2 protein-coding genes and 1 pseudogene are annotated in these 2,064 nt (G+C 29.2%); all 3 read left to right on the forward strand.

The window, feature by feature from the left end; genetic code table 11:
• Positions 1-808: ABC transporter permease subunit (locus Q0G30_RS14170; protein ID WP_294391389.1), on the forward strand; the 808-nt coding region annotated here is incomplete at its 5' end.
• Between the two features lie 11 nt (positions 809-819).
• Positions 820-1,716 carry a carbohydrate ABC transporter permease gene (locus tag Q0G30_RS14175; protein WP_221700622.1) on the forward strand — a complete coding sequence of 299 codons (897 nt, stop codon included), beginning with the start codon at positions 820-822 and terminating at the stop codon, positions 1,714-1,716.
• A 23-nt stretch (positions 1,717-1,739) separates the two neighbouring features.
• A pseudogene (locus Q0G30_RS14180) lies at positions 1,740-2,064 on the forward strand (ABC transporter substrate-binding protein); the annotation flags it as partial.

Consider the following 2,064-nt stretch of genomic DNA (forward strand, 5'->3'; position numbering starts at 1 on the left):
AATAGGAGGAATATTAATTGCATTTGAAGATTATAACCCTATAGCAGGTATATTAGGAAGTGATTGGGTTGGGTTTAAACATTTTCAAAGGTTTTTATCATCTCCAGATTTTATGAACCTATTAATAAATACTTTAAAGTTAAGTGTTTATGGATTGTTATGGGGATTTCCAATACCTATTATACTAGCATTACTATTAACTAGAGTTAAAAGTGAGAGAATAAAAAAGGCAATACAATTAATAATATATGCCCCGAACTTTATTTCTGTAATTGTAATTTCAGGGATGATTATTCTATTTTTATCACCAGTAGGACCTATTAATCAGGCCTTTGGAACGGCAATAAATTTTATGACCAAGCCAGAAGCATTCCGTACTATTTATATAGCTAGTGGAATTTGGCAAGGTGCAGGATGGGCTTCTATTATTTATACTGCAGCATTATCTAATTCAAGTAAGGAATTGACAGAAGCAGCAGTAATTGATGGTGCTAATATATTTCAACAAATATGGAATGTTGATATTCCAGCAATTAAACCAATAATGGTTATTCAATTTATTTTATCTATGGGTGGAATTATGAGTATAGGTTTTGAAAAGGCTTTAGCATTACAAACAAGCTTAAATTTACCTACATCTGAAATATTAGCTACTTATACTTATAAAATGGGATTACAGTTAGGTGACTATAGTATTTCCACAGCAGTTGGATTATTTAATGCAGTAATAAATGTAATATTATTAGTTGTAGTAAATACATCAGTCAAGAGACTAAATAAAGATGAAGAAGAAGCGTTAGGACTATAGGGGGAGAAGATATGAAAAAGAAAAAAAGACAAAAACTTTCACTTTCAGATAGGCTTATTTTAAATAGTGGATATATATTATTAGGAATTTTTCTTTTAGCTATAATAGTACCACTTATATATGTTATTGTTGCATCTTTTATGGATCCAGTTGTATTGAGTAGTGAAGGTATAACTTTTGATTTTAGTAAATGGTCATTAGAAGGATATAAAAGGGTATTAAAAGATGATATGCTTTTAAGAGGCTTTTTGAATTCAGTATTTTACTCTGTATCATATGCAGTAATATCAGTTGCAGTAACATTAATGGCAGCATATCCATTATCAAAAGAAGAGTTTGTTGGAAGAAAATTTGTAAATACATTATATGTGATAACTATGTTTTTAGGTGGTGGATTAATACCAACATATTTATTGATAGATAAGTTAAATCTTTTAAATACAGTATGGGCAATTTTACTTCCAGGAGCAATTAATGTATGGAATATAATGCTTGCTAAAACTTATTTTAAAACTTTACCTAGAGAGTTAAGAGAAGCATCAGCTATTGATGGAGCAAGTGAAATTAAGCACTTCTTTAAAATTGTTTTACCAGTATCAAAACCAATTATAGCAGTATTGATGTTATATCAATTTGTAGGACAATGGAATAGTTATTTTGATGCAATGATTTATATAGATGATACTAATTTGCAACCACTACAATTAGTAATAAGGTCAATATTAATTCAGAATGCACCATCTACGGGAATGATTGCAGATATTCAAGGTATGGCTGAAATGTCTAAAATATCGGAATTATTAAAATATTCAACTATAGTAGTTTCAAGTTTACCATTATTAGTTATGTATCCATTCTTCCAAAAATACTTTGATAAGGGTATTATGGTTGGTTCAATAAAAGGATAATATTATAAAAGGAGATAGAAAAAATGAGAAAAAACAAGATTAAAACAATAATAAGTACAGCATTAGTATCAATTATGGCAATTTCTTTAATAGGTTGCGGGTCAAAAGGTAATGAGAAAAGTGAGGAAACTGTGTTAACGAATGTTTCATTTCCTTTAGAGGAAACTGCAACTTTAACTATGTTAACAAGTGCACCAGCAATTTCAGAGCAAGATCCAAATAAAAGGCTTATATTTAAAAGATTAGAAGAGAAGACTAATGTTCATATTGAATGGACATGCTATCCAGATGATCAATATGGCGATAAAAAAAGTTTAGCATTATCTAAAAAAGATACACTACCTGATG

This window comes from uncultured Clostridium sp., assembly GCF_934754925.1.
GTDB lineage: Bacteria > Bacillota > Clostridia > Clostridiales > Clostridiaceae > Clostridium.

Coding starts and splice junctions, on each gene's coding strand:
- Q0G30_RS14175 (WP_221700622.1), top strand. CDS start 820: ATGAAAAAGAAAAAAAGACAAAAACTTTCACTTTCAGATAGGCTTATT.